The sequence below is a fragment of the Hymenobacter humi genome (assembly GCF_042665855.1).
Classification (GTDB): domain Bacteria; phylum Bacteroidota; class Bacteroidia; order Cytophagales; family Hymenobacteraceae; genus Hymenobacter; species Hymenobacter humi.
This window is the reverse complement of record NZ_JBHTEK010000003.1, coordinates 49,838-76,373: the sequence shown is the minus strand read 5'-3', so window position 1 is coordinate 76,373 and position 26,536 is coordinate 49,838. Positions and strand designations below refer to the sequence as shown.

The window sequence follows — 26,536 nt, the reverse complement described above, 5'->3', positions numbered from 1 at the left end:
ACGCGCTGGCGGCTACCGGCCTGCGGGTGCTGGGCGTAGCCTATAAAGAAACTACCGCGCCCGACCCGGAGCTGCTTCGTGAGCCTGGTGTTCGTGGGCCTGTTTACCATGCTCGACCCGCCCCGGCCGGATGTGGCCCCCGCCGTGGCGGAAGCCCAATCCGCCGGCATCCGGGTGGTGATGATTACCGGCGACCACCCGGCGGCGGCCCGCAACATTGCCCAGCGCCTGGGTATTCTGCCGGGGTGCGGACCCCGAGAGCGTGCTGGTCGGCCGGGATATGGCCGCCTACGAGCAGCTGGATGCGGTGGCCCGCCAGCGCTGGGCCGCCACGCGGGTCTTCGCGCGGGTCAGCCCTCAGCAGAAGCTGGATTTGATTCGCGTGCTGCAGGACGCGGGCGAGGTGGTGGGCATGACCGGCGACGGGGTCAACGACGCGCCCGCCCTCAAACAGGCCGACATTGGCATTGCCATGGGGCTGCGCGGCACCCAGGTGGCGCAGGAAGTGGCCGACATGGTGCTGCAGGACGATGCCTTCCCCTCCATTGTGCTGGCCATCCGCCAGGGCCGGACCATCTTTGAGAACATCCGCAAATTCGTGATGTACCTGCTCTCCTGCAACCTGAGCGAGCTGCTGGTCATCGGTGCGGCCTCGGTGATGAACCTGCACTTTCAGCTGGTGCCGCTGCAGATTCTGTTTATCAACCTGGTCACCGACGTGCTGCCGGCCCTGGCCCTGGGCGTGACGCCGGGCTCGGTCACCATCATGCAGCAGCGGCCCCGCCCGACGGCCGAGGCGCTGCTCACCCGCCCGCACTGGCAGCGCCTGCTGGTCTACGCCGGCATCATTGGCCTGACCAGCCTGGGGGCGGTGCTCATCAGTCATTTTGTCCTCCACGAGGGGGAACAGTGGAATCCGGCGCTGTGCAATAACATCCTGTTTTTAGCGCTGGTGTTGGGGCAGCTGGCGCACGTCTTCAACCTGGGTACGCCGGGGCTCTCACTGGCCCGCAACGAAGTTGTGCGCAACCCCTACGCCTGGTACGCCACCGGCCTGTGCCTGCTGCTGGTGCTCGGGGTGTATTCCTTCCCGCTGACCCGCCAGGCGCTGGACCTCTACCCGCTCAGCGGCTGGGACGGGCTCCTGGCTGGCAGTGCCGGCTTGCTGGTGCTGGTGCTCGGGCAGCTGTATCACTACTGGTTCTTTCCGGCCGTCGCGGGACTTGCCGACCCGCCGGCTTTGCCCCCGGCGCCACCCTGGCCCGCGACCGGCCCCTGACGAGTGCCGGCCCGCTGCAACCCTGCCTTTTTAGCCGTTTCAAACCCCTTAACCATGTTAGAGCGCCTCATTTCGTGGTCGGTCCATAACCGTTTCTGGGTGAGCCTGCTCATGGGCCTGATTGTGGCCGGGGGTATCTATTCCATCTACACCACCCCGGTGGACGCCATCCCGGATTTGTCGCAGAACCAGGTCATCATTTACACGGAGTGGATGGGGCGCAACCCTCAAATCATGGAAGACCAGGTCACGTACCCGCTGGTTTCCAACCTGCAGGGGGTGCCCCGGCTCAAGTCGATTCGGGCAGCCTCCATGTTCGGGATGAGCTTCGTATTCGTCATCTTCCAGGACGACGTGGACATTTACTGGGCCCGCTCGCGGGTGCTGGAGCGGCTCAACTACGCGCAGAAGTTCCTGCCGCCCGGCATCACGCCCTCGCTGGGCCCCGATGGAACGGGCGTGGGCCACGTGTTCTGGTACACGCTGCAGGCCCCGGACTACGACCTGGGCGAGCTGCGCGCCCTGCAGGACTGGTACGTGAAGTTTGCCCTGCAGAACGTGGAGGGGGTAAGTGAAGTGGCGTCCTTCGGCGGTTTTCAGAAGCAGTACCAGGTGAGTGTCAACCCCGACAAGCTGCTTTATTACGGTGTGCCCCTGACCAAGGTCATCAGCGCCATCAATCGCAACAACCGCGACGTGGGCGGCAGCCTGTTCGAGCAGAACCGCGCGGGCTACCTGGTTAAAGGCCTGGGCTACATCAAAAGCGTGGAAGACATCCAAAGCATCCCGCTGGGCCAGTACAAGTCAGTGCCTGTCCGCATCCGCGACGTGGCCACGGTGCAGATGAGCGCCGACCTGCGCCTGGGAATCACGGAGGAAAACGGGGAGGGCGAAGTAGTGGGCGGCATCGTAGTGATGCGCTACGGGGAGAATGCCCAGCAGGTCATCGCGCGCGTTAAAACCCGCCTCGCGGACGTGCAGAAGGGCCTGCCGCCCGGGGTCAAGTTTAAAGTGGCGTATGACCGCAGCGACTTGATTGCCGCGGCCATTGATACGGTCAAGGAAGCCATCTCGGAAGAGGTCATCGTGGTCTGCATCGTGGTGCTGGTGTTTCTGTTCCACTTTGGCTCGGGGCTGGTGGCCATCATCAACATTCCCTTGTCCATTCTCATCGGGTTTATTTTGATGAAGCTCTTTGGGGTGGACTCTAACCTGATGTCGCTGGGTGGCGTGGCCCTGGCCGTGGGCGATTTGGTGGACTCGGGCATCGTCATGGCGGAAAATGCCTACCGCCAGCTCACCGAACGAGTAGTGGGCCTGGACGAGCAAAAAGGCGAGTACTGATGGACAAGCCCCGCATCGGACATACCCGGGAGCTGCCCGAAGCCGAGCGCCTCCAGGCTGGTGGAGCAGTCGGCCCGCACCATCGGGCGGGCGGTGGTGTCTTCCATCCTCATCACGCTCGTCTCCTTTGCCCCCATCCTGCTGCTGACCGGGCAGGAAAAGAAGCTGTTCACCCCGCTGGTGCTCACCAAGACCTTCTGCATGATGGGCTCGGCCTTCGTGGCGGTGTTTATTCTGCCCATGACCATGGGCGTGCTGCTCAAGGGCAAGCTCATTCCCAACAGCCGCAACCCCGTCTCGCGCTTTTTCATCCTCGTGTTTGCCCCGGTCGTGCGCCTGTGTTTGCGTTGGAAAAAGACCGTGCTGGTGCTGGTGCTGGCCCTGATTCTGGTCAGCATCCCGGTGGTGCTGCGCACGGGCACCGAGTTCATGCCCCCCTCGACGAGGGCTCCCTGCTGATGATGCCCACCACGCTGCCCGACGTGTCCTACACTGAGGCCAAGCGCATTCTGCAGGTGCAGGACAAGCTGTTGAAAAGCTTTCCGGAGGTGGCCAACGTGCTGGGCAAGGCCGGCCGCGCCAACACGGCCACCGACAATGCCCCGCTGAGCATGATTGAGACAGTCATTCTGCTCAAGCCACGCGCGCAGTGGCGCGAGGGCATGACGAAGGAGCGCCTGATTGCCGAGATGAACGAGCGGGTGCGCATCCCGGGGTGTCCGTGGCCTGGACCCAGCCCATCATCAACCGCATCAACATGCTGAGCACCGGCATCCGCACCGACGTGGGCGTGAAGATTTACGGGCGCGACCTGGACAGCATTTACGTGCTGGCCCAGCAGGTGCGGCAGGTTATCACCGGCATCCCGGGCCTCGTGGATTTGTACGTGGAGCCCCTGACGGGCGGCAAGTACCTGGAAATCGACGTGCGCCGCGGCGAGCTGGCCCGCTACGGGCTGGACGTGGACGATGTGGGCACCATCATCGAGACGGCGCTGGGCGGGGCCCGCATCGGCACCACCGTGGAGAAACGGGAGCGGTTTACCATCAGCGTGCGCCTGGCCCAGGATTTTCGCAATAACCTGACCGCGCTGGCCCGGGTACCGGTGCAAACCAGCCAGTTCGGCCCGGTGCCGCTCTCAGCCGTGGCCACCCTGCGCCTGACCGAGGGGCCGGCCATGATTAACTCCGAAAATGCCCTGCTGCGGGGCACGGTGCTCTTCAACGTGCGCGGCCGCGACATGGGTGGGGTGGTGAATGAGGCCAAGGAGCGGGTAGCCAAGCACTTTCCGCGCCTGCCGCAGGGCTACTACATCGAGTGGAGCGGGCAGTACGAAAACCAGGTCAGCGCCCAAAAGCGCCTGCAGCTCATCATCCCTGGGGTGTTGCTGGTCATCTGCTTTATTCTCTACTTCACGTTCAAGGCCCTGCGCGAGGTGCTAATTGTCCTTTCCGGCATGCCGCTGGCCCTGCTCGGGGGCATCTACTCGCTGCACCTCTACGGCGTTAACTTCTCCGTTTCAGTGGCGGTGGGCTTTATCGCCCTGTTCGGGGTGGCCATGGAAACGGGGGTACTGCTGCTGGTATACCTGAACCAGGCGCTGGAAAACCTGGTCCGTTCCCGCCAACCGCAGTTCCCCCAGCCGGCACCACAGCGGACGAGGTCGGGGTAACGGCGCCCGCCCCGGCGCCGATTACCCAGCAGGACATCGAGAATGCGGTGTTTGCCGGGGCCGTGCTCCGCATCCGTCCGGTGCTGATGACCGTGGTGGTGGATATGCTGGGCTTGTTTCCCGTGCTGGCCGCCACCGGGGTGGGCAGCGATTTAATGCGGCCGCTGGCGCTGCCCTACGTCTTTGGGTTGGTGTCCTCAACGCTGTACGCGCTGATTGTGGTGCCCACGCTTTTTGCCCTGGTCAAAGAGTGGGAATGGCGCCGTACGGGCCAGCTCACTTACCTCTCCCTTCAGAATTAATGCCATGTACCGTCCCTTGCTCTTCCTCCTTCTGCTGGCCGCTGCTGTCCTGTTCCCCGCGCGGGTTCCGGCCCAGTCAGTTCCAACCCGGTCGCTGGCGCAGGTGCTGGCGGAAGTGGAGGCCCGTTACCCCTCCCTGGCGGCTTACCAGCGCCGGGCGCAGGGGTTGGAAGCCCGGGCCGCGGGGGCGCGCAGTCAGATGCCGCCCCAGGTGGGGGTGGGCGTGAGCCAGTTTCCTTACCGTACCGCCATCCTGAAGGAAATGGACTCGCCGGAAAACCAGGCCGGGGCGGTCTTCTCGGTGGAGCAGATGCTGACCAACCCCGCCAAGCTGCGGGCCCGGCGCGACCTGCTGCTCTCCCAGGTCCAGGTGGCACGCGCTGAGCAGCGATGGGAGCTCAACGAACTGCGCGCCATGGCCCGTATGGCCTACTTCCAGCGGTACGCGGCCGAGCATAAGCGGCAGGTGCTCACAGGGAGCCGCCGCACTCTGGCGCGCCTGGTGGCTCTCACCCGCGACCGGTACACCTACAACCAGGCGCCGCTGGGTACCCTCTACAAAGCGGAGGCCCAGCTTCAGGAACTCGACAACACGGATGCGGCCCTGCTCGCCACCATTCGCGAAAGCAACTTCACCCTCAACACCCTGCTGGGGCAGCCCTGGACCAGGGGTTCCAGCTCGACACCACCCAACTGTTGCGGGCGGAGTGGAGCGACACCACCGTGGCGCGGCGCAGCGACCTGGCCGCTGCCGAGGCCATGATTCAAACCACCCGGCTGGAGCGGCAGCTGGCCGGGCTGGGGCGCAAGCCCGACTTCGGCGTGCGCTTCGAGCACATGCAGATGACGGCCGGCATGGCCAACCGCTACGCCCTGATGGGCATGGTCACGGTGCCGGTCGTGCCCTGGTCGGCGCGCATGTACCGCTCGGAAACGCAGGCGATGACCCTGCAGCTGGACGAGCTGCGCCTGCAGCAGCAGGCCCGGCAGCGGCAGGCCCGGCGGGCGGTGGCCGAAAAGCGCAGCCAGCTGCAGGCCGCCGGGCAGCAGCTGCAGAATTACCGGCAGCGCATCCTGCCGGCCTACCGTCGCACGTTCGAGGTGCAGCAGCTGGCGTACCGGCAGACGACGGGCAACCTGTTTGAGCTGCTCGATGCCTGGCAGATGCTGCTGATGAAGCAGATGGAGTACTGGGATACCTACGAGCGGGCCCTGGGCCTGCAAGCCGGCTACGACTATGAAACCGAGCAGTAACTTCCTTTTCCGCTGCGGGACGCTGGGGGTGCTGGCCCTGCTGGTTGGCGCTTTGTACAACTGTGGTGGCACCGAGCCACCGCGCGCGTTACCAGCACCCGCCTCCGGACTGCCTCCCCACGTGGCCTACCTGGCGCAGTCGCCCAGCCGGCTGGTCGTGTCGGCCCAGCCTCTGGTCAGCCCCGTTGCGGCGGGCCCGGCCGATACCATTCCGCTCACCGGCTACGTGGCGCCCGACCCGCGGCGGGAGCGGCAGGTGGCTGCCCGCGTCGGAGGGCGGGTAGAGCACCTGTACGTGCGCTATAACTACCAGGCCGTCACCAAAGGGCAGAAGCTGCTGGACCTGTATAGCCCCGAGCTGAACACGGCGCTAGCCGAGTACCAGTACCTGCTCGCCCAGGGGGCGACGCGGACCTGGTCCGCCGGGCCCGCACCCGCCTGCTGCTGCTGGGTTTGTCGGCCGCTCACTTAACTTCCAGTGGCAAGGGACTCGTGCCCACTGTGCCCATCGTGAGCCCCTACGCGGGCTACGTGGTACCCGGGGAAGGAGCGGCAGCGTCGCCCATGCCCGCCCCCAGCGGCATGGCCAGCGGGGTGGGCATGGGCGACGCTGCTGGCATGGGCGAAGGGCCGGCACCGGCAGCGCCGGCCGACCTGTCGGCGCCCGCCGCGAGCCTGCTCCGCGAAGGGGACTACGTGGAGCGCGGCCGGCCGCTGCTTCGCATCAATGACCTGCGCCATGTATGGGGGATTCTGGCCGTGGAGGCGCGCTACGTGGCCCGGGTGCGGACCGGCCAGCGCGTGCTCCTGCGCAGCGAGCAGGCTCCGGGTCAGGTTTTGGAAGGCCGGGTGGCTTACGTCGAGCCGGCCTACGGCCCCAACCAGAAGCTGCTGCAGCTGCGGGTGTACCTGCCGAATCCGGATGGGCAACTCAAAATCAACTCCCTGCTCACCGGCACCCTGGAAGCCCAGGCGCCGGCCGGCCTGCAACTGCCTGCCGCCAGCGTGTACGACCTGGGGCGCCGCCGGCTGGTGTGGGTATACCGCGGGCCCACGGCCGGCGGGCACCGGCTGTTCGAGGCGCGCGCCGTGAGCACGGGGCCGTTGGGCGGCCCCATGGTGGCCATCCGGGGCGGGCTGGCGCCGGGTGAAAAGGTGGCTCGCAATGCTGGCTACCTCGTCGACAGTGAAAGCTTTATTGACTTGCAGCCATGAGCGAAAGAATGCACCCTATCGCCTGCTTCCTTCGGCAGGCAGCCGTTGGCCTCCTGCTGGGCCTGGGGCTGCTCAGCGCCTGCCAGCCCCGCACGAGCGGTTCAGCCGACCAGGGCAGCAAGCCTGCCGCGCCACCCGCGGATGGTTCCGCGCACCAGCATGCCGGGTCGTCATCCGCCGGCCCGGCCGCGGATACCCTGACCCTCGACGCCGGCCAGCAGGCGCGGGCCGGCCTGGAAATCGTGGTTGTAACGCCCCGGGGCCTTTTCTCCGGGCAGCAGGTGCTGGGCACGGTGGTGTCTGATGAAACCCAGACCGTAGTGGTCAGCGCCCGCGCGGCCGGGCGCCTGGACCACCTTTACGCGAACACCCCCGGGCAGCCGGTCCGGCGCGGGCAGCCCCTTTACGGTCTGTACAGCGAAACGCTGCTCGCCGATGCGCAGGAGTACCGGCGCACGCTGCGCGAGCGGGCGGAAGAGCCCAATGTCGGCGCCCCGTCCCTGTCGGCCAATGCGGCCCGCAAGCTGCGGCTGCAGGGCGTAAGCGCCGCGCAGCTGGCAGCGCTGGCGTCAGCCCGGCAGCTGCCCGCCACCCTGCGCTTCGACTCCCCAGCCAGCGGCTACCTGGCGGAGCTGCTGGTGCGGGAGGGGCAGTACGTGACGCAGGGAACCCCGCTGCTGCGCATTACCAACTCCGCCACGGTATGGGTCGAGGCCCAGCTCTACCCCACCGAGCTGACCGAGCTGCGGCAGCTGGGTCGGGCGGCAGTGGAGCTAGAGGCCTATCCCGGGCAGACGTTCCCGGCCCACCTCGTGGACGAGCGGCCTGCGCTGGCAGAAAACAGCCGCATTACCCTGGTGCGGCTGCGCGTGGTCAACCCCGCGGGGCAGCTGCGCCCGGGGATGATGGCCACGGTGCAGCTGGGTTCGGCTGCCCGGCGTGGGCTGACCGTTCCCTTCACGGCCCTCTACATCGGGACGATGACCACGGCCTGGGTGCAAACTGCCCCGACGGTGTTCGAGCGGCGCATGATTCGCACCGGCCGCCGGGCCGGCAGCTACGTCGAGCCTGCTCAGCGGCGTGCACGACGGGGAGCGGGTTGTGTCCTCCGGGGCGTACCTGCTGGAAAGCGAGCGGGAGCTGCGGCGGGGCAGCGGAAGCATGGCCAACATGCCCATGTGACCGGCCCAAGGCAGCTGCTTAGAGAATTGGAAACCACCTAACCCCACCATAGTATGAAAAGCTTATTGTTGGCCCTGGCAGGAATTTTTGGGCTATCCACCGATTCCTGGGGCCAGGCCGGGGCGTTGGGTAGCGGCATCTACCGTTCCGCCGCAGACTTCCGCCAGCACCGCCTCACGCTGGCCGTGGACTGCAAGACGGCGACTCACAAATTGCGCCTGCACGAATTCAGGGGCAAGCAGTTGATGACGGTGAAGCATGGCGGGAAGGTGTATCAGCTGGCCAAAGACAGCCTGTTCGGGTTTCGCGATTGCGATGGCCGGGACTACCGCTTTGCCTCCAACTTCGAGCACTACCCCATCCTGAATCCCGGAGAGGAAGTCCTGCTCTACAAGGTGGAGCAGCCGGCGGTGGGCAAGAACCCCGGCTCCGTACGGCTGTACTTCAGCCCGTCCGCGCAGGCTCCGGTGCAGCCCCTGACCCTACTGACGCTGAAGCGTGCCTTTCCGGACAACCATGCGTTTCACGACCTGCTGGATGCGCAGTTTCACTCGGGTGGGGACCTGACGGGGTACGATACCTACCATCGCATGACCAAAGTTAACTGGCTGCTACGCCAGAGCCGGACGGGCGGTGCAGGCCCTCATTAAAACCTTCTTGCTGCCTGATGACATCAGGCCGGGCCCTGCCAGGCATCCATAATAGCGGTCAGAAGTACACTTCTGTGCATCTTAGTGGTTTCATTGGTCTACCCCGTTTTATGTCTGCCGCGCTACCCCCTCTTATCCAGCAATACAAAGCCGATTCCGAGTCCGTTTACAACACCTGGTTCATCAACAACGAGGAACGGTTGAAGGCGTTTCGCTCCATCCGGCGCGGGGTGCAGCAGGTGGTCAAGGACATCAAAGCCGGCAGCTTCGGCAACGACTTCAAGGGCACTTCGCTTGAATTTGTGCTCAGCGTCATCAGCGAGCAAAAGCAGGTGTTCCAGGGGCGGCGCACCCTTCTACTGGAAGCCCAAGCTGCGCATCCCCGACATCTACGAGCACGAGGACAACAAGCGGGCCTTCGGGCAATTTCTGGAAAGCTGCCTGGCCGCCACTACCGAGCAGCAGCTACTCAAGGAAATCGAGCTACTCGACCGCCGCAAAATCAAGGGGCTGGGGCCGGCTGTGGCCAGCATCCTGTATTTCCTGCACCCCACGCTGATGCCGCCCTGCAACACGGCCATCGTCAACGGCTTCAACGCGCTGTTTGGCCAGAAAATCAAGCTGGGCTCCTGGTCCGAGTACCTGCGCATGCGCGAGCAGCTGCGCGACCTGAACCTGGCGCACCGCCAGCACCTGAGCCTGGACTACGGCGCGCTGGCCGGCCTACTCTTTGACGTGGGCGTGAAAAAGATGATTGCCGGCGACCAGCAATTCACCACGGACGAGGAGCGCGACAAGTACCAGCAGCAGGCCCAAAAGCGCCACAAAGAGGTGCTGTCCGAAGCGCAGGAGGAAAACCAGCACACTGAGATGCAGCACCACCTGCTGCGCATCGGCAAGGCGCTGAGCTGCGACGTGACCACGGCCATCAACGACCGCAACCGCCTCTGCGGGGGCAGAAGCTTTCGTTTCTCTGCCTCGACCAGCACCCCGAGTTGCCCGTGCCGGCCGACGTGGCCAGCACCATTCGCCTGATTGACATCGTGTGGTTTGCGCCCGGCACCAGCCGGGTGGTAGCCGCCTTTGAAGTGGAGAAGAGCACCAGCATCTACAGCGGCATCCTGCGCCTGACGGATTTGGCGTTTTCCATGCCCGAGAATGAGACGGCCCTGTACCTGGTGGTGCCCGATGCCCGCGAGAAGGAAGTGCGGGCGCAGCTCTCGCGGCCGGCCATCCGAGCGGCCGGGGCGACCATCCACTACATCCTGTTTTCGGAGCTACGGCAGCACTGCGAGGCCCTGTGCAAGTTTGGTGATTCACCGGCGGCCATGCGCAAGATTGCCCGCGCGGTTAATTAACCTCCCTCGTTTCGAAATGAGCATTTCTAAACTCTTCCTGTTTGCAAAAAACACCGATGCCAGTGCCTCCATGCGTGGCTACCAATATCAGGTGTTTAAAACCGTTGAAACGTGGCTGGAGAACTATCTGGACCACGTTGACGAAGCGATTTATTGCGACTATGAAGAGGATATCTTTCAGCACAATGAGCTGACGCAAGCCGCGACGTTCCGCCAGCTGAAGCTGTATTCCACCCCTTTTTCCTTTCGTAGCGAGGAGATACAGAAGGCGGTGGCGCACTTCTTTATGTTGCACGTTAAAACGGATTATGCGGCGAAGAACAAGGAGTTTGTTTTCGAAGCCAATAGTCGCATTGCGGAGTACCGCGAGGGTAATGAGTCCGATTTACTGCGCCGCTGGGTCGCCAACCAAGAGGCGCTTCCGGATGCCCTGCTCCCCGAATGCGCTAAAAGGTAAAAGTCCTCGTCACGTCCTACGTGAACGAGCGCGCCGCTCAGTTGGCCAACCAACTCGCCGAAAAGCTGAAGAAGAAAGCGGAGGACGCGGAGGCCCTGTTGGGCATAAAGGCCGAAGAGCAGGTGTTACAGGAGGCCGTTACTGTTTTCCAGAAGCTTACGGACCAGGACTGGGACGATTTTACGCGCCGGATAAAATGGCGCTTTGATGACCTGAGCCCGGACGAGGCCTTCAAAGGCACCATTGCCCGCCTCGAAGAGCTGGTCGCGCAGCTGCCGGACATGCCCAAGGAGCGGCGCAAGGGCTTTTGGGCATGCTGTGCATGCGGGTGGACATTAAAGCCTCCGAGCAGGCACCCGAGGACCGCAAGCTGGTTAACGGGGAACTCACGAACCTGCTGCTCCAGGCGGGCACCTTGGAAGACCTGTGGTACCACGAAGTATTTACCAAGTGGAATGAAATCGGTCAGCCGGCGGATTTTCGGCTCGGCGAATTTTACGAGGTGCTGCAGGCCGTGTCCTACTGCCGGGTCGCCAAGAATCTGCAGTCCCACGACGCGTTCTGGATTGGCTTGCTCACCTCGTACATTACGCAGCTGGAACAGCAGCCCGAATTTCGAAAGAAGGGACTCTATGAGCTACTCTGGCTCCGGATGCGGCCCACGGAGTATTTGGCGCCAGCTCTTGGCGACTTGTTCGGGCTGGAAGACTACATCCGGGAGTATTTCAGCGACTTCTCCGCCTTTACCGCCGCCGGGGACTTCGAAGATATTCAAAGCCTGCTTTTCCTGGTGATGGCCTCGGCATTGAACGAAAAGTCCGCGTTAACCCCCGAAGAAACCGCCAGTTGGCTGCAACAATTTAAAAAGCAGCTGGACCAACTCCTGAGCCAAACGACCAATCCGTCGGATTTGTGCCGCCTATTGGAGTGCTCCGCCAATCTGCACTTTTTTGCGGGCAGCCAGGACCGGAGCGCAGAGAACGTGGCCAAAATTATGGCGCCTTTGGAGCAGCTTTTGGCGAATTTAGACCAGGCCCGGCTCTACAATGCGACGCAGTTAAGCAACCGCATCCACACGCACATCCGCCTGTTAATTCAAGTGGATGAGGAGGAGAACGAGGTTCTGATTGATGCGTTCAAAGAGTTTGTCGGCCGACTTGATGCCGTGGTCGAAAAGAAGCGGGGTGCGCATGAGCGGGCCCGCCGCCTGGTGGCTTCAGGCGCCGCTTACCTGGAGTCTAAGACCCCCAATTCCCTGCTCAAAGCGCTCCGGGATTTTCACGAGGCCAAAGCCTTGTGGCTTCAGGATGAAACGTTCGAAGGCTATACCCTGGCCCTGCTGAACATTGCCCAGGTCTACGGCGCCTTGGACATGCACTTCGCCGCGAAGTATTATGGGCTGTGGGCCACGTGGGTCAGCTGGCAGAAAGGCAGCCGAAAACTGGTGAAGCGAATTGCCCAAGGAATCGGCATGGTTTTCCACGCTGATTTTGTCCAAGGGGCTTGGTTTAGCGCCCTGCTGGACTTTGAGCTTTACATGAGGATGCGACACGAGTTCGACCCCGAGCCGATTGACGCGGAGGGGGCCGAGATGCCCCAGAAAAGCATCATGAATTATGGGTTTCTGTTGTACGCCGCGCCCCTGCTGGCCCCGGAGTTACAGGTCATGGCACAAGCCAAGTTAACCGCGACCGGATACTTAAAAGAAGAGTATCTGGATGAGTTGCTGGCCGTACTTCAAGCGGACTTGCCGGAGGCTAAACTACGGGCTGGCCTCACCAGAAATTTTGCGGATGCGCCGCTTAACGACATGGGCCCCGAGCGTACCGTCCGGTTTCACGCTCTGGGGATGGAATGGCACGTGCACTTTCGTAATTCCTACGAAATGACCGCTCTGGGCGAGGACTTCTGCGCCATGCTGCAGGTGTTGTTGGTGGAAATAGCGCTTTCCAAGGTTGACTTTCATTTGCCCAGCGGCCTTGTTGACCTCACCCTGGAAGCTACCGACGACCCTCGTGAGCCAGAACAGTTGCCGGACAACGGGAAAGCAAAGTGGAAGGCTTTTGTGCAGCGGGTTGACAGCTCGGACTATGAAGTAGTAAAACTGGGGGCCGCCTTTGTCAGCGTTGCGCTCAAAGCCATCTTACAGGACATCAGCTTACTGCCTGCAGTCGAGTATAACGAGGCTTTCTGGGGTCTCTTTACTAAAAGTAATCTAGGCGCAAAGTCCATGCAGGCCACCTCCTACCAGCGCATGTTCCGGTCGTTGTTCGCCGAAAAAGCGTTTGGGGCATTTGGTCGTGATACGTTCTCTGCCCTGACGGACGTCCCCGAATTCCCGATGCTCAATCCGTTCATGCAGCCGAAAGCAGGCCTGAGCACGAAATACAATCCTTCAAGCGCCATCCAAAACATTGGGAACCGCTTTCAGAAAGCGGTACGCAACATCCACAAAACGCTTGCCGGCCTGAAGCAGGATGCCGGCTATGGCCCCTGGGTGCAAGCCCTGCGGCAAGAAGGCTGGCCGGACTGGCAAATAGTGGTAGCCATGATGAACTTCATGCTCTCCTACAAAGCCAACCGAATAATTGAAGGGCGAGAATTCGCGACGCCCGCGGAATACCAGGCGGCCTTGCAAACGGAGTTTCAGCGCATCCTGCAACGAGATGAAGTGGAACTGCAGATGGAATTTCCTCTCCAGGCCTTCCAGTCGACGGAATTCAGAATGAGCCTGGAGCAACTGCCCCTCATTTCATTGAGCTCTTTCGGGCTGGAGAACCATGCCCGCTTTCCCAATCCCGGGGCGGTGAGGAAGTTTATGAATGAGCGCTTTAACGTGCAGACTGATGCCAACGACGAGCACAATCCCTTGTTATAACCACCTGCTGGTACCAGGTGAATGAAAGAACTCCGCTGCATTTCCGCTGCTGTCCACCATTGCGCCGGTATTTGCCGGAGCTCTTGCCTTTGTTGGGCAACAGGATGCCCCTGAATTCTTGGGTCCTTGACAGCAGCTTTCCGTCGAGCTAACCCCAGTAATACTCGTAATGTATCTTACGCACATCATTAATGGCTGAAATAGCAGTTAATGTATCTTACAAGTATCATTACGGACATGATGTTGCCTTGCGAGTCGAATCAGTTAATGTTATCTTTGCGTAGCATTAACGGGGAAAATGGCAGTTAATGCTTATTAAACGCATCATTATGGACTGGTACGCTTTGTCAGACTTGGCCGCAGTAAGGGAAATTGGCCGAAACCTGCAGCTTATTCGGCTGAATCAGGACATCTCCCAGCAGGAATTGGCGGTTCAAACGGGCTTGAGCCGGCTGACCATCAGCCAGGTCGAAAACGGACGACCCGCCTCCACGCTGACGCTGGTGCAGCTGCTGCGCGCTTTGGGGCGGCTCGACGTGCTGGAAGTGCTGGAAGAGTCGGCCACCATCAGCCCCTTGCAAGCGGTACGCCTGGCGCGCCAGCGGCGGCAGCGGGCCAGCCGCCGGGACGAGGACTCTTCACCCACTGGATTATGAGTAGTACCAATACGGCCACAGTTTCTATTTGGGGCAAGCCCGTCGGGGCCGTGCTGTGGAATGAGAAACGTCGGATTGGCGTCTTTGAATACGAGCCTCGTTTGTTCGCTCGGGGCTGGAGCTAGCGCCGATTGAAATGCCCCTGCCAGTAGGACGGCGGTCGCGCACCTTTGACTTTCCCACGCTTAACCGCGACACCTACCATGGCCTGCCGGGTCTGCTGGCCGACAGCTTGCCCGACCGGTACGGGCGCCAGCTTATCGACGCCTGGCTGGCCTCCAAGGGACGAGACGCGGCTTCCTTTACCCCCGTGGAGCATCTGTGCTACCTCGGCCACCGGGGGATGGGCGCGCTGGTGTATGAGCCGGCCTCGCAGCCCGCGCTGGAAAAAGGCGCCTCGCTGGAAGTGGGCGAGCTCGTGAAATTTGCCCGTCAGGTGCTGACCAACCGGGAAGGCCTGCACACGTCGCTGGCTACGAATGCCGCCGAGGGCCTGGCAGAAATCATCAGCGTGGGTACTTCCGCCGGCGGTGCCCGGGCCAAGGCCGTGATTGCCTACAATGCCATCACCAAGGAGGTTCGCTCCGGGCAGGTCGATGCCCCCGTTGGCTTTGAGCACTGGCTGCTCAAGCTCGACGGGGTGACGAATACCAGTTTGGGCGACCCGGCCGGGTACGGCCGCATCGAGTATGCCTACCACCTGATGGCCAAGCAGGCGGGAATACAGATGACCCAGTGCCAACTGCTGGAAGAGAACGGCCGGGCGCATTTCATGACGCGGCGATTCGACCGGGTGGATGGCAGCCAGCGGCTGCACATGCAAACGCTGTGCGGGCTGGCCCACTTTGATTACAACAAGCCCGGGCTTTATACCTACGAGCAGGCCTTTCAGGTCTTACTCAAGCTCCGGCTGCCGCACCCGGCCGTGGAGGAGCTCTACCGGCGCCTGGTATTCAACGCGGTGGCGCGCAACCAGGACGACCACACCAAGAACATCTCCTTCCTGATGAACCCTGCGGGGGAGTGGAGTTTGTCACCGGCATACGACATGACCTATTCCTACAACCCCACGGGCGAATGGTCCAGCCAGCATCAGATGTCGCTGGCGGGCAAGGTCGACGATTTTACGGAGGATGATTTCCTGCAGCTGGCCAAGAACGTGCTGGTGAAAAAGCCCCGGGAGATAATCCAGCAGGTGGTCGACGCGGTAGCCGCTGGCCCCAGTTTGCGGCCGAGGCGGAAGTTCCGAAAAAGCAGCAACAGGCCATTGCCAAAACGCACCGCCTGCAGCTCTTCAGCGGCCTTACACAGTTAAGCTCGTCGGCGTCATAAGAGGGCCGGCATCCATTGTTTGAAGTGCCCCAGGCAGGCGAAGGGCAGGCAAGTAGACCATCCCGCCAAAGGGCTCACCAAAGGCTCATGGCTTGGGCCCCGGATGCGCAATACCATTTCCAAACGCTCCGGAAATGCCCTGTTGTGGTCTTTCGTACGCCATTGCAATGGGCTCACCAAGGGCTCAGAGGTCACTGCTGGCCTTAACCGACGGCCGTAACTATTTCGATTTTACCAAGAGACATTACCATGTTCGACTTTCACAAGCAAGCAGCATTCCAAGCCAAGCTGGCGCAAGTGTACGAGCGCTTCGCGCCGACTTTTAAAGCGGCGGTTTCGCAACAGGATTTCATCGAGGCGTTTCCTATCATCGAGATAGGCGGCCGGGGAACAATGCCCACTAAACCGGATGCAGAGTCGGCTTTTCTGCTAACGGATGAGGAATTTGAACGGGTCCTCGCGGCATTTGAGACGGTTTATGGACCTCGGTAATGAAGAGCTATGATAAGATTTACTTATCATAACCTGTTTTCACAGATTCCCAAATTGAAGTTAGGTGCTGTAAGGGAGGCTTATCATACCTAGATTAGGTTTTGAAAAGCCGTGCTCATCAAGCACGGCTTTTTCCCATGTTAGCTACCAATCCTTATTGTCTCCCTTCTTCGTCAGCGCGCTTTGAAAGGATGTTGCCAGCAAGAGCAGTTCGCTCGTGCCGGCCGCTTGCATTTCGTTCCAGTGCTTCGTCATCGCTTTTTTCCGAGTGTTGGCCAATTAGCCGGAAAGGTATCCGCCAAATCCGCACCCGAGGCCAGTATCATCGCATCCTTTAGCTGACCTTTCTGATAGGTGATATCTTCGATAATCAGCCGGCTTTTGCCTTCCTTAAAATCCAGCGTCATATTATAGGTGAAGCACCCGGCCGTGTTGACAATGCCGAGTCCAGCATTCCATTTCAATTCTTGCGTACGGGCTTTAACGGCTATTCGTCCTGCGGCCTTGTCATCGTACTGCTCAACCGTTTTGCCCGAGTTGTACGTTTTGTACAGCCAATCTTTGCCTTTCAGAAAAAGGGCATCCTGTTCACCCAGGGCTGGTACAATGAACTCAATGCGTGCCTTGCCATCTACCGTAGTTACTGTTGGGGCAGTGGTAGTTTGTGCTAGCAGACGGTAACTGGTTAGAAAACACAAGAGGATGAGCGTAATGAGACTTCTCATAGAATAAACAAGTGAATGAACGCGGAGAGGTAGCGAAGTTATGGTCTTTAAGAAGACAGTGGAGCCCTTCCTCTTACCGGGCTCCCTTGATAGCGTTTTGCTTTCGGGTCAGCAACTGTAGGTTCTCGAAGGAGGTAAGGCCCCCATTGCTTATCGCCGTGATGTGGTCCAACTGAAAGTCGAGTTTGTTTTTGCTTCGGTAATCGCCTTCGGCGCTTTGGTAGTACCCTTCGGCATCGCGATGCTTCTCGTACACCTGGTCACTCAGCCATTTCCAGTACGCCGGGTTCTGCTCCCGAATTTCCCCCATCGGCAGTTCCTCTAGTCGCCGTAGTTCCTTCCGGTCGGTGGGGATGATGGTCGGGCGCTGGTAGAGGTCCGGGTTGCTGATGCGGCGGATGGCCAAATCAACTTCATGCAGGAAGTAGCGCTTGTCGTGGCCAAAGAAGGTTTTCCACTGCGATTCGTGCTCGTCCCACAACTGGCTTTTGTAGGCTTCTTCCTGCGAGCGACTGTAATCGCCCGCCAGAATATCCTTGGCCACGTTGGTTATATCGAACTTGGCCCGGTCCTGCAACTCGATGTAACTCGGCAGCGATTCGCTCTGGTAGTAATACTGCACGATATCCTTGACATCCTGCGGGCTGTACCCCGGATACAAGTCGTGGCCGAAGAAAATCTGGCTCTCGATGGTCGCGCTCAGCTCCTGCAACTGCGCTTCCGAAAGGTAATCCGCCACCGGGGCCTTTAAGCCCGCTACCAGCGTGGGGAGAGCATTCATCAAATCGGCATAAGGCTGCTTGAGATTGCTGTACACGAGGACCTCGCAGTTCTTCTCCCGGGCTTCTTCCTCAAACTGACTCAATAGGGAGAAGTGGTAGATGCCCAGCGGCAAGCGCTCGATGAAAGGCATGTTTTCCAGCTTCTCCTTATCAGCTTTGTCGATGTGGTCGTTCACCAGCACCGCAAACTCTTCAATCTTGCTGATGGATATGAGCCGGACTAGCTGCTTTTGGGTGTTTTTCTGCGTGTCGTTGAAGTCCGTGTTCTCCTCAATGATTAACCGTTCGGGGTTGACCCAGGCAACCTTGTCCTCCCAGTTGTCAATGAAGCTGACGATGTAGGCTTCCTTGGTGCCACCGGCCTTTTCGCCGCGCAGCCCCCGCCCAATCATCTGCGTCATCAACGTCGGCGAGATGGTCGGCCGGGCCAGGAAAACGGTTTGGACATTGGGCAAATCCGTGCCTTCCGTTAGGATGTTGACGTTTATCAACACGTCCAACTCCCCAGCCCGAAAACGCTGAATTATCTCTTTGTTCCCTTTGCTGGAAATGGTAACGCCGGTGGTCTGGTCCCGAATCGAGGAGAGCACGTACTCGCAGCGGATGTCCTTGAGTTGGAACAGCTTTTTCAGGGCAATGGCGTTGTCCTGATTGAGTGCGAAAACGAGAGTCTGCTTGTACTTGGCCTTGTTCTCGCAGTAGCGGTTGACAATGCACCAGTTGCGCTGGTCGTTTTGGGCGATGGTTTTGGCCGTTACCTCGCCGATGCTGCCAATGTCGAAGTAGTTGAGCTTGTCTAGTTCCTGCTTGTTGAACAGGCTCAGGACGTTGAAATCGGTTTCGACACTCTCAAAGACGGGCTCGGACAGAATGCCGCGGGTAATGAGTTTGCGTAAGTCAATCTTGTAGATGATGTCGTCCGGGAACACTTTGGCCAACAGCCCCTGCTCTTCCTCAACCGTGCGGAAGGGCGTCGCGGTCAAGCCAATCATCCGAAACTGCTTGACACTGCCGCGGATGCTCTCGATGAGCTTCCGGTAGGTGCGGGCCGTCGCGTGGTGCGCCTCGTCGATGATGAGAAAGACCTCTTCCTGGTTGACCAGCCATTTATCCAGCAGATACTTGAAGCCTGCGTTCAGGCTGTCCTTGCTGGCAATGATGAGGTCATCGGTGGGCCGGATGTGCACTGGCTTGTCGTGAATACCCGAGATGATGCGGTAGTTGAACGAGGGCTTGGTACGCAGAATGTCTTGGAATGCCAGCCGTTCGTGAAACGTCGCCTTGGCTTGGTCCAGGAGTTCGTGCCGGTGAGCAATCCAGAGGACTTTCTTGTTCTGGTTCAGCAGGTTGGTGCACAGCCAATGGGCCGCCGTCAGGGTTTTTCCTCCTCCAGTTGGTAAGACGAGCAATCCCGCGAAGGGCACCTTCCCGGACTTGGTGACTTTATCATTCAGCTGCTGCAAGGCCTCCTTCTGGTGAGGATAGAGCGTAATACCGCTGTCCTGCTTGGCTACCTCGATGGTCCCGGCGTTGTCGTAGCTTATCTGGTCTTGGCCGTTCTGCATGGTTTTGGCTGCCCCTTCGAGGCGGAAGGTGATTCGGTCGGTGGTGCGGCGGTCAAAATCGGCGATAGAGTTTTGCGATTCTCGCTTACACCAAACGGTGATGTTGTTGGCTTGTAAAAACGTATCAATGATGGCCACCCGCTCAGGGTTGCGCCGGAGGCCCATCCCGAACCAATCCAGGAAGTTAACATACTTCAATACCAGCAGCTTGCGGTCGCGCTCTTTTATCAACCCTAATAGGTATTCACAAACGGCGATTACTTCAGCCTCTTCCATAAAAACGAGATGCGGGCGCTAAGAAAGGGCACAAGATAGGAGTAGCATTTTCATGGATGGGCTTAAGTCTACATTCTGTTTGAATTCACAAACTAGCCCCAAAATCAATTGCCTACGAACCATTAGCGACGGACCGTAGGCGATGTAAGCGAAACATGAAGTTTATCGCTCAGAGGCAGTGAGAACAACATGTTTTTTGTTTTGTAACGTGGAACGTTACCGGTTACGTTTGCATTATAGTTCTGAAACCAACCACCAGGAACCAGCGACAGATGACCAGCAAGAGTAATTCTCAAAACGCCCGCGTACCGGATGATACTTTCCTTTCAGAGCAAACCGCTCAAGCTACTGTATGAAAAAGGCGATGCTTCCAAGCTCCCCGCAGACCATCTAGCTAAAATTACCAACGTGCTCACTCGCCTCGATGCCGTGCAGCGGCCCGAGGAAATGAACACGCCCGGTTCCGACTACCACCTGCTGAAGGGGGACCGCAAGGACTTTTACTCGGTGAAGGTGAAAGCCAACTGGAAAATCATCTTTCGCTTTGAGGGCGAGGATGTCCTAGATGTTGATTACCTGGATTACCACTGACCCACCCGTAAGCAAGCGACCATCATCATGCCCATGTTCAATCCTGCTCACCCCGGCGATTTGATTCGTGAAACCATTGAGGGGCTGCGCGAAGAAACCGGGGAGAAACTGACGTTGGAGGAAGTTGCCGAGGGGTTGGGCACCACCCGCAAAACCTTGTCGGCCATTCTCAACAAGCGCCAAGGCGTGACGCCGGAAATGGCCTTGCGCCTGGCCGCGGCGTTCCGCAACACTACGGCCGAGTTTTGGCTGACCGTGCAGGAGCGCTACGACTTGGCCTTAGCCCGCCAGCGGATTTCCGTGGCCAACGTGCGCGTGTTTTGGGAGCCCGCCCAAGCGTAACCGCCGAGGCCCCCATTCCTAGCCAGTATTCGTATCTTGTACCTATGGAAAAGACTCTGTATTTCTCCGCGAACGAGCAGACCGAGCAGCAGCGCCGCGACGTGGTAAAGTTTGCCGTGGGGGTGTCGTTGAGCCAGTGCCGGCACCCTTCGCCGCTACTGGTGACCTTACAGAACCAGTACATTGCCGGTGAGATTGACTTGGAGCAGTTATCTGCCCGCCTCGATACTGAGTACCAGCCTGCCCCAGGGCCGGACCCGGCCGCGAAGTATGCCGCAGGTGAAGGCCCTTACGTGGAGCCCGCGCAGCCCTACGAGCCGTATTTGCACTTTGACGAAAGCCTTGCTCCCCTGAGCTTGTAGCTACTTGTCTCTTCCCCATAGCAAGCCCGGCCCGGTGCCGGGCTTTTTGCTATCCTATCCCTGCTGCTCACTGCCTGATGGCTGACCTCTTTACGAACCCCGCCGATGGATTGCTTTATAACAATGTTCGCGCAACCACCGAAAAAGGGTTGGACCGCCTCGAAGCGGACTTGTCGATAAAGCGCATGATGTTGATTCGGGCGCAGGTAGGCTTGCCCGAGCCCCGGCAGCCGGTGGAGGCCATCATTGGCCCGGCCTACGCGATTCCGCCCATCCCGCTCCGATTTGACGAACAACACTTGCGGGCCCTGCACCGCTACTTGTTCCAGGACGTGTACCCGTGGGCCGGGGAAACCCGTCAGGACCGCGCCTTTCAGGGCTACAAGCCGGCGCTGAACGTACAGGCCGACCTGATGATGACGTACACCAACCACCGCCGCATCACTACTGACGCGGCAGCTATCACCGCGCAGCTCACGGCCGAGAACAACCTGAAAGGCTTGTCCAAGGCGCAGTTTGTGGAACGCGCCGCCTATTACCTCGACCATCTCAACCATGTTCATGTGTTCCGGGAGGGCAACGGCCGCACTATGCAGTTTATGATGATGCAGCTGGGCCACCAGGCCGGCTACCGGGTCGATTTTGAGAAAGTGTATAAAGATTTTAACCTTGCGCGCGACACCGGAATCGTTGGGGTTTCTGTTAACACGGCCGAGAACCGCACCCGCTTACGGTACTTACTCGACGCGGCCAGCACGGAGCTACCAGGAGCAGCCGCTAAAGCAGCCCGCCACCCCAGCCAGGCGCGGCCCCTGGGTGCGGCCACCTTGGAAGTAGCCCGGCTGGAGGCTTTGCGCGAGTTGAAGGCCAGCAGCCAGCGCGTCGGCATTCGTTATGCCCAAGAAACCGGCGCTCCCCTGAACGATGCCGGAGGAAACACGATTATGTCGCCGCTTCTAATGTATGTGCAGGCATTGGTGATGGCCCGTCCAGCGGCGCTAACCGAGCAAGCCACGCTGGATGAATTGCAGAAGCCCTACGTAGTCATTGCCGCCTCCCCCACGGCGCAGTTGTCGGATAAGGCCATGCTCCTGCGCTACTCCCAGGCAGTCGGTCAGGCCGTGCAGGTGTTCCGCCCCCAACTTACCCAGCAGCCAGGCTTGCCGGCGCAGCAGACAATGCCGCAAAATGAACCAAGGGGGAGAATGCCTTACCTAATCCATCCACTCCCAAACAACAAAAAGCCCCCGAGCCGAAGCGCCGAGGGCCCAAATTAGGCTAAAGCAGGAGCACTACTTACTTATTGGTCCACCGATAGCCGCGGCTATACGACCAGTCCATTAGGTCCGGTGCGCTATGCTCCGTGAAGCGGTAACGGCCGAAAGCAAACAAGGCAAAGGCCAGGCCCAGGCCCCAGCCCCACAGCGGGCCAACAGTCGGAAACTGGCTAACGACCAGCGAACGCACCAGCCAGCCCGGCAACAGACAAGCCAGACTCACACACAGCGAGAAGGGCAACAACCAAAGCCGGCCCGGACGGTGCCTCAAAGCCACTATACAACCTTTCAGCCAGTAGAGGCCCGCGAAAGCCAGGAAGGCCACCAAGCCCATGCCGACCAGGCGAACCGCCCCCAGCATTGGACCGAGAAAATCCATTGGAGCCATTACGACAAAGCCAAGAACCAAAAGGGAGCCGCAACCAGGGCTTCCACGGCAAGCCGGGTACCCGCGATGATTACCCAGGCAACGAGAGTGCCCATGCCTTGCCCGAACTGGCGGGAGGTGTGGGCGGAGTAGCGTTGCTCGTTGCGGCCGTCCTCGTAGCCTTGCTGGTAGTTAGGCATGGCAGTTAGGGGTACAAAGCGGGGGGTATCGCACTACTTTTAACACACTTACCCCTGCATAATGTCTACTCATTTACGTAGCTGAGAAGGGGAAAGTTGAGCTTGTCAATGCTATTTCAGCCCTCTCTCAAGGAGTCTGATTACAGTTAATATGCCCCTCACCCCTAATCGGCTCCCAACGCTTTAAGGCGCTTCTCCACTTTGCGTTCAAAGTCCTGCAACCCGTCAGCTGATTCACGGAACATGGTGGATTCCTCCCTAATGGTCGCGTGCCAGCGCTTAACTGTGTCGAGGAGAATGGCGTCGCGGACCAAGAAGAATTCAGTAACCGCGCACGCTAGCGTATGCTGGCAATCTAGCGCTAAACCCCCTGTTGGCAACTTGCCTTTGTTGAGAGTACGTTCCATCTCGTTGAAAACAGTCGAAGAATACAGCTTCGGTACATCCAAAAAGGAAGAAAAACGTGCCCCGAGAGCCTTGAGTACGGCATATCTATCGTTCCTGGTACTCTGGCCAGACGCGTAGGCGGCGGTTATTTCTTGCGGAAGAGGCTTCGGTTTAAAGTCGGGGTTTGAAGATTCCAAGGGGTGCACGGTTGCCCATTCCCGAACAACCTGTTCACAGCCAGCAAAACACACCTCCAAATCCTCCCAATAGAGGAAAACCTGATGAATGCACGAGCGAAGCTCGTCTTGGGCATAGCCCTCAATAAATTTGGCTTTATTGTCCTTTAGAAACTTGATGGCCTGTTTATCAACCGTAAAGGTTTCCGCCAACAGGCTTTCCTTAAGTTCGGCTAATTCGTCAAGGCTTTTGCTGTCGTATGCGGCAAAAGCGTCTTGGGACTGTACCGTTACCTGTTGTAATCCTGCCAGTCGTTTTTTTAGTTCAGCAAGCGGATTTCTAAAAATTTCTCCTTGAATGAGTTGGGTGATGATTTTAGGGGCGATGGCGCCCACAAGGCCTTTTGAGCAGTCGTAGTCTTTCAAAGCCGCTAACTGGCCCAACAACGCGACGTAAGTCCGCGCCGATTGCCGTTGCAGCCGATTAAAACGCGATTCATTAATCGTGCCTGGCCAATTGCCATTGATATGGCGGAGTAAATTTTGGACAATGACAAATTCATAGGTCGGCAACATGCGGTGCCCAGCGATAAGCGTATTGAGCGCCCGGGCCAAGTTGTTCCGGTGGTCCAAGTCCTTGGTAAGAAGAGCAATTTCAAGACAGTTGGTGGGACTGGCGTAAACTTCTATGTGACCTTTTTGAGTCTGGTCCAGTAAATACGCCCCCCACTTAGTGGTAGTCCAGTCTTGCTTAGCTGGCGCTATGTCGTTGAGAATGTTGTGGTCGAGGTAAACGCTAATTGGCTCCAAGAAAGTGAGACGGGACGCGATGAGAAAAATGATTACAAAGACCCGCCCCCAGTTTCTATTTGCGAATAGCAACCGTAGCGGTACACTCCTACCCTAGAGGGCCACCATCAGTACTGCCACGTCGAGCACCAGCGCCAGGGCAATCAGGCCCATTGTCAGATACCAGAAAGAGCGCAGCCAGCCTGCATTAAACAGGCGCGACGTGGCCAGCAGCGAAAGCAGCATGACGAGATGCGTAACAAGGCCTGGCACGCGATTACCCCCAAACACCACCGTCGCCCCAGCCACTAGAACCAGCATCGCCACCAAGGCATAATTCGGGCTAGGGTTCTCAAAAAGCGAAGCCAGCAGGGCGGCTAATCGGGGCGATTGAGTGCTTTTCATGGCGCGAGGAAGTGAAATGGTCAAACCGGGGTTATTGGAACGTGCGGGCTGTGAGCAGGTCCGAATTAGACAGGCTGAGCTTCACGTTACGCCCGCCCCCTTTTCGTAGACTTCGATAATGAGCTGCTTTTGCTCCGGGATGGTAAACTTCTTAAACACATATACTTGTTCCAGCTTCCCTTTTACGTCAATCTTCTTTTGGGAGCCATTGTAGACATAGATGGGCGCAATCTCAATGGCTTGCTCGGCCGTCCGCTTGGCAACCTTCTTATCCTGGATGTAGAATTTCACAAAGTCCACGTCGTAAGTCACGTTGGACTTGTTGGCCACGTGCAGGGGAAAAAACAGCGTTTCTTGCTTGTAGCCGACACTGCCGGCTTTTACGCTGAGCTGGTTGGCGCTCTCGCTGGCCGACGAGCCGCCCCGCGCCAGGGCCTGCTTGGAATACGCATCCAGGTTGCCTTGGGGAATGGGCGAGTTCGACAGAATGGCTTCCCCGGATTCACTGGAGGTAACCGACGAGTTGGCCGCGCCCATGTCCAGGCTGAGGACCTTGGGGTCGTGCTGATAGTTCACCGTGAACATATACAGCTTGCCGTTTGAGGTAAGCACCGTAATGTTCGTTTCCGGGAAGGTGGTGCCGGCTGCTTTCACCCGCACGATGTTTTCTGCGCTGGTCGCTTTGGCCGCGATGATACCCGAGTTGCCCAAATCGACATAGGTAACCGGATAAGGGAAAACCAGGTGGGTGGTTTTCTGGTCACTCACATACAGCGGCGTCGTGGGCAGCTTGCCCGTATTGGCCGAGCCACTGGCCATGCCCAGGTCGATACCCACCAGGCGCGGACTACGCTGGTAATTCACCACGAACGAGTAGAGCTTGCCCCCGGATAAGACGGTCATGTTCGTTTCCCCGAAGCCTGCCGCCGCGGCCTTCACGCGCACAATGTTTTCCGAGCCGGTGGCTTTGGCCGCAATCAGGCCCGTACTACCCAAATCGACATACGTAACCGGACTTGGGAAGACCAGGTGCGTGGTTTTCTGGTCACTCACATACAGCGGCAGGCTTGTTAACTTATTGGCTTGCGTCGTGTTGGGTAGCTTTTGCGCCAGTACGGTATTTTGGGCCACGAGGCGCTGCGGCCGGGCCGTAAGCATTACCAGGGCCAGAGCCAGACAGGAGGTAGATTTCATGGGAGGGAGTCGTTAGTCTTTATCTACTTTGAGCATGATATTATAGCCAGCCTTGAGGCGGACCTTCACCAGACGAATCTTGTTTTTGCCGAGGTTCTTGGCGGCCGTTACCGCTACCCCCGCCGCCGCCATTGCCGGGTCGGCGCTCATCGTCATCATATCGGTTGCGTCCATGCTGCTGGCGCCGGCCTGTTTGGCCGCATCCCGCGTGATAGCTCCCGGAATGTGCAGCCCTTCCAGTCCATCCACGTCGTACACTTCCAGCGAGGCGGGAAAGACGTTGTTGCCGGATTTAAGCGTTTCGATGGCAATGCTGAGTCGTTCGCCTTGCAGGCTACACTTGCCATAGATAAAGGTGTTGGCTGGTAACTGGTGCCCATTAATGAGAGCCGGTTCCGTCAGCCGCATTTTCACCAGGGAGCCGCTCACTACTTCCTGCGATTCGTGAATGACGGCCGGCAGCGTGTTGGAATCCCCACCCGATGAGCTGCCATTATCCAGCCCCTGAAAGGAGGCCGTGCGCTTTTTGCCCGTCCCGTTTGACCCCAGGCGGGATACGACCGCGTCCTCGTCAATGGCCCGCACTTTCGTGACCGGCTTTTTCTTCACCGGAGCTGCGGCGACCGTACGAGGGCTGCGGCGCCACTTCCGGCGGCATTCGACTGCGCCATGAGCGCGGCCATCTGCGCTTGCGCCCGTGCTTCGGCCAGGTCGCGCTCATGTTCCGTCCGCATCAGCTCCATTTTCTCTTCCGGGGTGAGGGAGCCAGGTTGCGTCGTGGTCTTTCCTGCCGTCCCTCCATTGAGTGGGCTTGCTGCGCGGCAATTAGTTGCGCTTGGGCAACTGCGACCGACTTATCCACCGAGCCATTCGGGCCGGCCTTCCCGTCGGCTTGAATGCCGTAGGACAGCCCGCTGCCCGAACTGGTATCAATCTTGGCATCGACCAGGCCCCGGTTGCGCATGGAATCCACGGGGTTGGCGTAGGCTTCCAGCTTGCTGGTGGTAATGGTGGCCTTCTCCGCTTT

General features: G+C 59.4%; 29 protein-coding genes and 2 pseudogenes. 21 read left to right on the top strand and 10 right to left on the bottom strand.

Annotation, left to right across the window (positions count from 1 at the left end; genetic code table 11):
- Positions 1-108: 108 nt before the first annotated feature.
- The 17 genes and pseudogenes from ACFQT0_RS26970 to ACFQT0_RS26890 all read left to right on the top strand — a co-directional run.
- Positions 109-177, top strand: a pseudogene (locus ACFQT0_RS26970) (hypothetical protein); the annotation flags it as partial.
- An 85-nt stretch (positions 178-262) separates the two neighbouring features.
- A complete protein-coding gene (locus ACFQT0_RS26965) occupies positions 263-1,279 on the top strand; it encodes an HAD-IC family P-type ATPase (RefSeq protein WP_380206328.1) in 1,017 nt (338 codons plus the stop codon).
- A gap of 54 nt (positions 1,280-1,333) precedes the next feature.
- A pseudogene (locus ACFQT0_RS26960) lies at positions 1,334-4,295 on the top strand (efflux RND transporter permease subunit).
- A 47-nt stretch (positions 4,296-4,342) separates the two neighbouring features.
- Positions 4,343-4,597 (top strand): efflux RND transporter permease subunit, encoded by a 255-nt coding sequence (locus tag ACFQT0_RS26955; protein ID WP_380206327.1) that lies wholly within the window; start codon positions 4,343-4,345, stop codon positions 4,595-4,597.
- A gap of 16 nt (positions 4,598-4,613) precedes the next feature.
- Complete coding sequence (locus tag ACFQT0_RS26950; protein ID WP_380206326.1) at positions 4,614-5,360, top strand: TolC family protein; 747 nt, start codon at positions 4,614-4,616, stop codon at positions 5,358-5,360.
- Entirely contained in the window at positions 5,357-5,851 is a 495-nt protein-coding gene (locus ACFQT0_RS26945) for a TolC family protein (RefSeq protein WP_380206325.1), read from the top strand. The genes ACFQT0_RS26950 and ACFQT0_RS26945 overlap by 4 nt, the downstream gene beginning before the upstream one ends.
- Positions 5,835-6,323 (top strand): efflux RND transporter periplasmic adaptor subunit, encoded by a 489-nt coding sequence (locus ACFQT0_RS26940; RefSeq protein WP_380206324.1) that lies wholly within the window; start codon positions 5,835-5,837, stop codon positions 6,321-6,323. Before ACFQT0_RS26945 ends, ACFQT0_RS26940 begins: the two co-directional genes overlap by 17 nt.
- Positions 6,305-7,066: an efflux RND transporter periplasmic adaptor subunit gene (locus tag ACFQT0_RS26935; protein ID WP_380206323.1), complete on the top strand. Its 762-nt coding sequence runs from the start codon at positions 6,305-6,307 to the stop codon at positions 7,064-7,066. The genes ACFQT0_RS26940 and ACFQT0_RS26935 overlap by 19 nt, the downstream gene beginning before the upstream one ends.
- On the top strand, positions 7,063-8,289 hold the full coding sequence (locus tag ACFQT0_RS26930) for an efflux RND transporter periplasmic adaptor subunit (RefSeq protein WP_380206322.1): 1,227 nt from the start codon (positions 7,063-7,065) through the stop codon (positions 8,287-8,289). The genes ACFQT0_RS26935 and ACFQT0_RS26930 overlap by 4 nt, the downstream gene beginning before the upstream one ends.
- Before the next feature lie 12 nt (positions 8,290-8,301).
- Positions 8,302-8,898 carry a hypothetical protein gene (locus tag ACFQT0_RS26925; RefSeq protein WP_380206321.1) on the top strand — a complete coding sequence of 199 codons (597 nt, stop codon included), beginning with the start codon at positions 8,302-8,304 and terminating at the stop codon, positions 8,896-8,898.
- 294 nt (positions 8,899-9,192) lie between these two features.
- Positions 9,193-9,933, top strand: coding sequence for a hypothetical protein (locus ACFQT0_RS26920; protein WP_380206320.1), 741 nt, complete (start codon positions 9,193-9,195; stop codon positions 9,931-9,933).
- A complete protein-coding gene (locus ACFQT0_RS26915; RefSeq protein WP_380206319.1) occupies positions 9,894-10,256 on the top strand; it encodes a hypothetical protein in 363 nt (120 codons plus the stop codon). The genes ACFQT0_RS26920 and ACFQT0_RS26915 overlap by 40 nt, the downstream gene beginning before the upstream one ends.
- Positions 10,257-10,272: 16 nt before the next feature.
- Positions 10,273-10,713, top strand: a complete 441-nt coding sequence (locus ACFQT0_RS26910) for a dsDNA nuclease domain-containing protein (RefSeq protein WP_380206318.1) — start codon at positions 10,273-10,275, stop codon at positions 10,711-10,713.
- Between the two features lie 328 nt (positions 10,714-11,041).
- Positions 11,042-13,591, top strand: a complete 2,550-nt coding sequence (locus ACFQT0_RS26905) for a hypothetical protein (RefSeq protein WP_380206317.1) — start codon at positions 11,042-11,044, stop codon at positions 13,589-13,591.
- Between the two features lie 329 nt (positions 13,592-13,920).
- Positions 13,921-14,247, top strand: a complete 327-nt coding sequence (locus ACFQT0_RS26900) for a helix-turn-helix domain-containing protein (protein ID WP_380206316.1) — start codon at positions 13,921-13,923, stop codon at positions 14,245-14,247.
- A 136-nt stretch (positions 14,248-14,383) separates the two neighbouring features.
- Complete coding sequence (locus ACFQT0_RS26895) at positions 14,384-15,562, top strand: type II toxin-antitoxin system HipA family toxin (RefSeq protein WP_380206315.1); 1,179 nt, start codon at positions 14,384-14,386, stop codon at positions 15,560-15,562.
- Positions 15,563-15,828: 266 nt separating this feature from the next.
- On the top strand, positions 15,829-16,071 hold the full coding sequence (locus tag ACFQT0_RS26890; RefSeq protein WP_380206314.1) for a hypothetical protein: 243 nt from the start codon (positions 15,829-15,831) through the stop codon (positions 16,069-16,071).
- Between the two features lie 251 nt (positions 16,072-16,322).
- Here ACFQT0_RS26890 and ACFQT0_RS26885 read toward each other — a convergent pair whose 3' ends face one another.
- Together ACFQT0_RS26885 and ACFQT0_RS26880 are read right to left on the bottom strand one after the other, a co-directional pair.
- Positions 16,323-16,769, bottom strand: a complete 447-nt coding sequence (locus ACFQT0_RS26885; protein WP_380206313.1) for a DUF4468 domain-containing protein — start codon at positions 16,767-16,769, stop codon at positions 16,323-16,325.
- A gap of 100 nt (positions 16,770-16,869) precedes the next feature.
- The gene (locus tag ACFQT0_RS26880) at positions 16,870-19,419 is read right to left on the bottom strand and encodes a DEAD/DEAH box helicase family protein (protein ID WP_380206312.1); all 2,550 of its coding nucleotides are present in this window, start codon (positions 19,417-19,419) and stop codon (positions 16,870-16,872) included.
- Between the two features lie 312 nt (positions 19,420-19,731).
- On the opposite strand from ACFQT0_RS26880, the gene ACFQT0_RS26875 reads away from it, so the two are divergent.
- The 4 genes from ACFQT0_RS26875 (at position 19,732) to ACFQT0_RS26860 (ending at position 21,991) form a co-directional block, all read left to right on the top strand.
- On the top strand, positions 19,732-20,010 hold the full coding sequence (locus ACFQT0_RS26875; protein WP_380206311.1) for a type II toxin-antitoxin system RelE/ParE family toxin: 279 nt from the start codon (positions 19,732-19,734) through the stop codon (positions 20,008-20,010).
- A gap of 27 nt (positions 20,011-20,037) precedes the next feature.
- A complete protein-coding gene (locus tag ACFQT0_RS26870) occupies positions 20,038-20,352 on the top strand; it encodes a HigA family addiction module antitoxin (protein WP_380206310.1) in 315 nt (104 codons plus the stop codon).
- A gap of 44 nt (positions 20,353-20,396) precedes the next feature.
- Positions 20,397-20,714 (top strand): antitoxin VbhA family protein, encoded by a 318-nt coding sequence (locus tag ACFQT0_RS26865; protein WP_380206309.1) that lies wholly within the window; start codon positions 20,397-20,399, stop codon positions 20,712-20,714.
- Positions 20,715-20,791: 77 nt separating this feature from the next.
- Positions 20,792-21,991 carry a Fic/DOC family protein gene (locus ACFQT0_RS26860; RefSeq protein WP_380206308.1) on the top strand — a complete coding sequence of 400 codons (1,200 nt, stop codon included), beginning with the start codon at positions 20,792-20,794 and terminating at the stop codon, positions 21,989-21,991.
- A gap of 19 nt (positions 21,992-22,010) precedes the next feature.
- Here ACFQT0_RS26860 and ACFQT0_RS26855 read toward each other — a convergent pair whose 3' ends face one another.
- The 8 genes from ACFQT0_RS26855 to ACFQT0_RS26820 form a co-directional block, all read right to left on the bottom strand.
- The gene (locus tag ACFQT0_RS26855) at positions 22,011-22,370 is read right to left on the bottom strand and encodes a hypothetical protein (protein WP_380206307.1); all 360 of its coding nucleotides are present in this window, start codon (positions 22,368-22,370) and stop codon (positions 22,011-22,013) included.
- 8 nt (positions 22,371-22,378) lie between these two features.
- Positions 22,379-22,558, bottom strand: a complete 180-nt coding sequence (locus ACFQT0_RS26850) for a hypothetical protein (RefSeq protein WP_380206306.1) — start codon at positions 22,556-22,558, stop codon at positions 22,379-22,381.
- A 164-nt stretch (positions 22,559-22,722) separates the two neighbouring features.
- On the bottom strand, positions 22,723-23,931 hold the full coding sequence (locus ACFQT0_RS26845; RefSeq protein WP_380206305.1) for a hypothetical protein: 1,209 nt from the start codon (positions 23,929-23,931) through the stop codon (positions 22,723-22,725).
- A gap of 93 nt (positions 23,932-24,024) precedes the next feature.
- Positions 24,025-24,315 (bottom strand): hypothetical protein, encoded by a 291-nt coding sequence (locus ACFQT0_RS26840; RefSeq protein ID WP_380206304.1) that lies wholly within the window; start codon positions 24,313-24,315, stop codon positions 24,025-24,027.
- An 81-nt stretch (positions 24,316-24,396) separates the two neighbouring features.
- Entirely contained in the window at positions 24,397-25,509 is a 1,113-nt protein-coding gene (gene traN / locus ACFQT0_RS26835) for a conjugative transposon protein TraN (protein ID WP_380206303.1), read from the bottom strand.
- A 12-nt stretch (positions 25,510-25,521) separates the two neighbouring features.
- Positions 25,522-26,118 carry a conjugative transposon protein TraM gene (gene traM / locus ACFQT0_RS26830; RefSeq protein ID WP_380206301.1) on the bottom strand — a complete coding sequence of 199 codons (597 nt, stop codon included), beginning with the start codon at positions 26,116-26,118 and terminating at the stop codon, positions 25,522-25,524.
- Entirely contained in the window at positions 26,115-26,243 is a 129-nt protein-coding gene (locus ACFQT0_RS26825) for a hypothetical protein (RefSeq protein WP_380206300.1), read from the bottom strand. The genes traM and ACFQT0_RS26825 overlap by 4 nt, the downstream gene beginning before the upstream one ends.
- Entirely contained in the window at positions 26,243-26,482 is a 240-nt protein-coding gene (locus ACFQT0_RS26820) for a hypothetical protein (RefSeq protein ID WP_380206298.1), read from the bottom strand. Before ACFQT0_RS26820 ends, ACFQT0_RS26825 begins: the two co-directional genes overlap by 1 nt.
- Between the last annotated feature and the right edge of the window lie 54 nt (positions 26,483-26,536).

Excerpts from the sequence above, each read along its gene's own strand:
- ACFQT0_RS26945 (WP_380206325.1), top strand. The coding sequence starts at position 5,357 with ATGATTCAAACCACCCGGCTGGAGCGGCAGCTGGCCGGGCTGGGGCGC.
- ACFQT0_RS26940 (WP_380206324.1), top strand. The coding sequence starts at position 5,835 with ATGAAACCGAGCAGTAACTTCCTTTTCCGCTGCGGGACGCTGGGGGTG.
- ACFQT0_RS26930 (WP_380206322.1), top strand. The coding sequence starts at position 7,063 with ATGAGCGAAAGAATGCACCCTATCGCCTGCTTCCTTCGGCAGGCAGCC.
- ACFQT0_RS26925 (WP_380206321.1), top strand. The coding sequence starts at position 8,302 with ATGAAAAGCTTATTGTTGGCCCTGGCAGGAATTTTTGGGCTATCCACC.
- ACFQT0_RS26910 (WP_380206318.1), top strand. The coding sequence starts at position 10,273 with ATGAGCATTTCTAAACTCTTCCTGTTTGCAAAAAACACCGATGCCAGT.
- ACFQT0_RS26900 (WP_380206316.1), top strand. The coding sequence starts at position 13,921 with ATGGACTGGTACGCTTTGTCAGACTTGGCCGCAGTAAGGGAAATTGGC.
- ACFQT0_RS26895 (WP_380206315.1), top strand. The coding sequence starts at position 14,384 with ATGCCCCTGCCAGTAGGACGGCGGTCGCGCACCTTTGACTTTCCCACG.
- ACFQT0_RS26890 (WP_380206314.1), top strand. The coding sequence starts at position 15,829 with ATGTTCGACTTTCACAAGCAAGCAGCATTCCAAGCCAAGCTGGCGCAA.
- ACFQT0_RS26880 (WP_380206312.1), bottom strand. The coding sequence starts at position 19,419 with ATGGAAGAGGCTGAAGTAATCGCCGTTTGTGAATACCTATTAGGGTTG.
- ACFQT0_RS26875 (WP_380206311.1), top strand. The coding sequence starts at position 19,732 with ATGATACTTTCCTTTCAGAGCAAACCGCTCAAGCTACTGTATGAAAAA.
- ACFQT0_RS26870 (WP_380206310.1), top strand. The coding sequence starts at position 20,038 with ATGCCCATGTTCAATCCTGCTCACCCCGGCGATTTGATTCGTGAAACC.
- ACFQT0_RS26865 (WP_380206309.1), top strand. The coding sequence starts at position 20,397 with ATGGAAAAGACTCTGTATTTCTCCGCGAACGAGCAGACCGAGCAGCAG.
- ACFQT0_RS26860 (WP_380206308.1), top strand. The coding sequence starts at position 20,792 with ATGGCTGACCTCTTTACGAACCCCGCCGATGGATTGCTTTATAACAAT.
- ACFQT0_RS26855 (WP_380206307.1), bottom strand. The coding sequence starts at position 22,370 with ATGGATTTTCTCGGTCCAATGCTGGGGGCGGTTCGCCTGGTCGGCATG.
- ACFQT0_RS26850 (WP_380206306.1), bottom strand. The coding sequence starts at position 22,558 with ATGCCTAACTACCAGCAAGGCTACGAGGACGGCCGCAACGAGCAACGC.
- ACFQT0_RS26840 (WP_380206304.1), bottom strand. The coding sequence starts at position 24,315 with ATGAAAAGCACTCAATCGCCCCGATTAGCCGCCCTGCTGGCTTCGCTT.
- traN (WP_380206303.1), bottom strand. The coding sequence starts at position 25,509 with ATGAAATCTACCTCCTGTCTGGCTCTGGCCCTGGTAATGCTTACGGCC.
- ACFQT0_RS26825 (WP_380206300.1), bottom strand. The coding sequence starts at position 26,243 with ATGCGGACGGAACATGAGCGCGACCTGGCCGAAGCACGGGCGCAAGCG.